Annotated in this window: 5 protein-coding genes; 2 read left to right on the forward strand and 3 right to left on the reverse strand. The window is 69.8% G+C overall.

All coding sequences use genetic code 11. The features are described 5' to 3' along the window. The 3 genes from VMD50_RS13985 to tap all read right to left on the reverse strand — a co-directional run. On the reverse strand, nt 1–624 hold a 624-nt coding region (locus VMD50_RS13985), incomplete at its 3' end, for a cytochrome P450 family protein (protein WP_475447382.1). Between the two features lie 58 nt (nt 625–682). Beyond that, a complete protein-coding gene (locus tag VMD50_RS13990) occupies nt 683–2,002 on the reverse strand; it encodes an FAD-binding oxidoreductase (RefSeq protein ID WP_325428342.1) in 1,320 nt (439 codons plus the stop codon). A 51-nt stretch (nt 2,003–2,053) separates the two neighbouring features. Then, on the reverse strand, nt 2,054–3,295 hold the full coding sequence (gene tap, locus VMD50_RS13995) for a multidrug efflux MFS transporter Tap (protein WP_325428340.1): 1,242 nt from the start codon (nt 3,293–3,295) through the stop codon (nt 2,054–2,056). A gap of 61 nt (nt 3,296–3,356) precedes the next feature. On the opposite strand from tap, the gene VMD50_RS14000 reads away from it, so the two are divergent. Together VMD50_RS14000 and VMD50_RS14005 are read left to right on the forward strand one after the other, a co-directional pair. Continuing rightward, entirely contained in the window at nt 3,357–4,184 is an 828-nt protein-coding gene (locus tag VMD50_RS14000) for a uracil-DNA glycosylase (protein ID WP_325428341.1), read from the forward strand. After that, nucleotides 4,181–4,298, forward strand: a 118-nt coding sequence (locus VMD50_RS14005; RefSeq protein WP_325428343.1) for an FAD-dependent oxidoreductase, incomplete at its 3' end; no start/stop codon positions are given. The genes VMD50_RS14000 and VMD50_RS14005, both read left to right, overlap by 4 nt.

The raw sequence follows: 4,298 nt of genomic DNA on the forward strand, positions 1-4,298 counted from the left end.
GAGCCCGGTGAAGTATGCCATCATCGACCCGACGGCGTCGCCAACGGTTTCCAGCGCCGCACCGATCCCGCCGTCCGCCGTATTGCCCGCGACGATCGTCTCGGTCCAGCCGTCGAACTGCGCCCGATCTTCCTCGGGCACGCCGAGATAGTGCGCCACCACCATCGACGGCAGCGGCTTGAACAGCTCGGTGACGATGTCGCCGCCGCCGTTGGCGCGCAGCCTCTCGATGCGCTCGACGACGAACTCGCGCACCTTGGGTTCCACCGCCTCGACCTGCCGCGGCGTGAACCCGCGGGACACCAGCTTGCGAAACTCGTTGTGCACCGGAGGGTCCTGCATCACAAACGGTGGATTGTCCTGCAGCCCAATCATTTCCAGGTCGCCATAGTTGACGGTCAGTCCCTGCGCGGAGGAGAAGGTCTCGTGGTCGCGCGCCGCGGCCCACACGTCGGCGTGCCGGGACAGTACGTAGTAGTCCTGGTCGGGGTGGTTGGCGGGGACGACGTGGTGCACGGGGTCGCCGTCGCGCAGCGCCCGGTACATCGGCCAGGGATTCGGCCAGGTCTCGGCGGTGGCGAGCAGGAAGGCGACCGGTGCATCATGAGACATAACCGTAGTCATGTCTCATTCGTACGACAGTTAGCCGCTCATGTCAACCGCTCGGCCGAACCGGTAAGAACTAGATCGCCGCGCCTGGGTTGAGGATGCCCAACGGGTCCAGAGCGCGCTTGATGCGCTGGTTCAACTCCATCACGTCGGGGCCCAGATAGCCGTCGAGCCATGGCCGCTTCAACCGGCCCACGCCGTGCTCGCCGGTGATCGTGCCGCCCAGGCCGACGGCCAGGTCCATGATCTCGCCGAACGCCAGATGCGCGCGCTCGGTCATCGCGGCGTCGGCGGGGTCGTACACGATCAGCGGGTGGGTGTTGCCGTCGCCGGCGTGGGCGATCACCGAGATCATGAGGTCCCGCTCGGAGGCGATGCGCCCGATCCCGCCCACCAGCTCGCCGAGCGCCGGCAGCGGCACCCCGACGTCCTCCAGCAGCAGCGACCCCTTGGCCTCCACCGCGGGGATGCAGAACCGGCGCGCGGCGATGAACGCCTCGCCCTCGTCGGGGTCGTCGGTCGAAAAGACTTCTGTTGCGCCGTTTTCCGCAAACACTGCGGCGATCACCGCGGCGTCCTCGGCGCTGGCCCGCCCCCGCTCGTCGGAGCCGGCCACCAGCATCGCGGCCGCCCCGCGATCCAGGTCCATCCGCAGGGTGTCCTCGACGGCGTTGATCGCCACCGAATCCATGAACTCCAGCATCGAAGGCCGCAGCCGCGCAACGACTCCCAGCACCGCGTCGACCGCCGCCTGGACCGAACCAAACGACGCCACCACCACGCTCGACGCGTTCTGGGCGGGCAGCAGCCGCAGCGTCACCTCGGTGACGACGCCCAACGTGCCCTCGCTGCCGACGAACAGCTTGGTCAGCGAGAGGCCCGCAACGTCCTTCAGCCGCGGGCCGCCCAGCCGCACCGCGGTGCCGTCGGCCAGCACCACCTGCATGCCCAGCACGTAATCGGTTGTGACGCCGTACTTCACGCAACATAACCCGCCGGCATTCGTGGCGATGTTGCCGCCGATGCTGCAGATCTCGAACGACGACGGATCGGGGGGATACCACAACCCGTACGAAGCGACCGCCTTCTTCACCTCCGCGTTGAACAGGCCCGGCTGGCATACCGCGGTGCGCGTGACCGGGTCGACGGCGATGTCGCGCATCTTTTCCGTCGACAGGACGATGCCGTCGTCCAGCGCGGTCGCCCCGCCGGACAGCCCGCTGCCGGCGCCGCGGGTCACCACCGGCACGCGGTGGGCAGTGGCCCAGCGCAGCACGGTCTGCACCTCCTCGGTGCGCCGCGGCCGGACCACGGCCAGCGGCTTGCCCGCCGACGGGTCGAAAGCGCGGTCCTGGCGGTAGCCCTCGGTCACGGTCGGGTCGGTGACCACCATCCCGTCGGGCAGGTCCGCAATCAGGCTGGCCAACACGTCCACGCCCCGATCCTAAGGCCCGGAATCGGCGGCCAACTGCGGCGCGCGGTCCAGCTCGCGCAGCGACGGCAGCCCGCAGGCGATAACCCCGATCAACAGAATCGGCACCGCCAGCGCCAGGAACGTGACCTTCAACCCCGCGGCGTCGGCCAGCGGACCGGCCACCAGCAAGCCCAACGGTCCCGCGGCGTACATCAGCCCCGTCATCACCCCGACCACCCGGCCGCGCAGGTGGTGCGGCGCCCGGGTCTGCATCACGTAGTTGTAGATCGGCTGGATCGGCCCGTAGACCAGGCCGGTCACCCCACACAGCGCCAGGATCACCGGCAGCGGCGGCAGGAACGCGATGCCGGCCGTCGCGGCCCCGAAGGTGAGGGTCGCGGTCAGCACGGCCGTCCGCCGCCGCGTGCGTTTCGACAGCACGGCGTAGCCGAGTGCGCCCGCCACGCCGCCGACCCCGAGCGCCATCAACGCCCAGCCCAACTGCGCGGGTTGGTGATGATCCGAGAAGTACTTGGGGAACAGCACGCTTTCCATCGGCAGGTAAAGCGCGGTGACCGCCAGGTCGATCAAGCCGAGCGTGCGCAGCACCCGCAGGTTCCAGACAAACCGCAGCCCTTCGGCGATGCCGGACATCAACCCGTCGGGTCGGGTCGCGTGGTGCGGCTTGCCGGCGCCCTCGAGCCGCAGCGCCCCGATTGCCAGGAAGGACAGCCCGAACAGTGCCGCCGTGACCCACATCGTGTTGATGCCGCCGACCATCGCGATCATCAAACCGCCGATGCCCGGGCCCAGGATGTAGGCCAGGTTGAGCACCGCCTCGTAGACGCTGTTGGTGCGGTCCAGCGACCAGCCCGCGCGGGCGGCCGCCTCCGGCAGCATCGACTGGCGCGCCGTCGTCCCGGCCGGGTCGAAGGCGGCCGCGCAGAAGGCCAGCACGGCCAGCTCCGCTAGGTTGATCGCTGCCGCGCCGAAAAACCACGCGGTCAGGGGCACGGCGGCCACCGCCGAACACGACAGCGAATCGGACACCAGCGACACCCGGCGGCGCCCGAAGAAGTCGACTGCGGTGCCGGCGACCAGCGTGGCGAACACCAGCGGCACCGTCATGGCGGCGGCCACGATCGACGCGTCCTTCGCGCTGTCGTGGTGCTGCAGGGCCAGCCACGGGAACGCGACGATCGAAATGCCGGTACCCGCAGTCGCCGTCAACGTGGCGAAGAAGATCAGGAACGCCGGGCCGCCGCTTTTCATGGGATATCGCGGCTGAATGTAGCGCCAAACCCACGGCTGAAACCACCGAATTTCGCCTCTCATGCAGGATGTTCATGTGCTCGCCCACCCGAATACCGGCCAGCGGTTCGCTTCTCCGGTCGGTCCCGGCACCGGATGGCCGGGGGATCCGGCGACGCCGCGGACCCCGGTCGCCGCCGACGCCGCCCAAGTGGTCGCCTTAAGCGCCCAGGTCCGGTCGATACCCGAACTGGACGCCGTGATCAGCGTCTGCCGGGCCTGCCCGCGGCTGGTCGCCTGGCGCGAGGAGGTGGCGGCGGTCAAACGCCGCGCCTTCGCCGACCAGCCCTATTGGGGGCGGCCGGTGCCGGGGTGGGGATCGGAGCGGCCCTGGCTGCTGATCGTCGGGCTGGCGCCCGCCGCCCATGGCGGCAACCGGACCGGACGCATGTTCACCGGCGACCGCTCCGGCGACCAGTTGTACGCGGCCCTGTACCGGGCCGGGCTGGTGAACCAGCCGACCAGTGTGGACGCCGCGGACGGCCTGCGCGCCAACGGGGTTCGGATCGTCGCCCCGGTGCGCTGCGCGCCGCCGGCCAACGCGCCGACGCCGGCGGAACGGGACACCTGCTGGCCCTGGCTGGAGGCCGAATGGCGGCTGGTGTCCGAGTATGTCCGCGTGATCGTGGCCCTGGGCGGGTTCGCCTGGCAGAGCGCGCTGCGACTACCGGGGGTGTCCGGCCTGCGCAAGCCGCGGTTCGGCCACGGCGCCGTGGCGGAGCTGGAGCCCGGCGTGCGATTGCTCGGCTGCTACCACCCCAGCCAGCAGAATATGTTCACCGGTAGGTTGACTCCGGAAATGCTCGACGACATCTTTACGGAAGCAAAGAGGCTGGCAGGAATCACGTGACCGATATTCTGGTTTCCGGTGCCAGCGTCGCCGGCACGACGGTCGCGTATTGGCTTGCCCGCCATGGTTATTCGGTCACCGTGGTGGAGCGCCATCCCGGGCTGCGGCCGGGCG

Source organism: Mycobacterium sp. (assembly GCF_035506235.1).
GTDB lineage: Bacteria > Actinomycetota > Actinomycetes > Mycobacteriales > Mycobacteriaceae > Mycobacterium.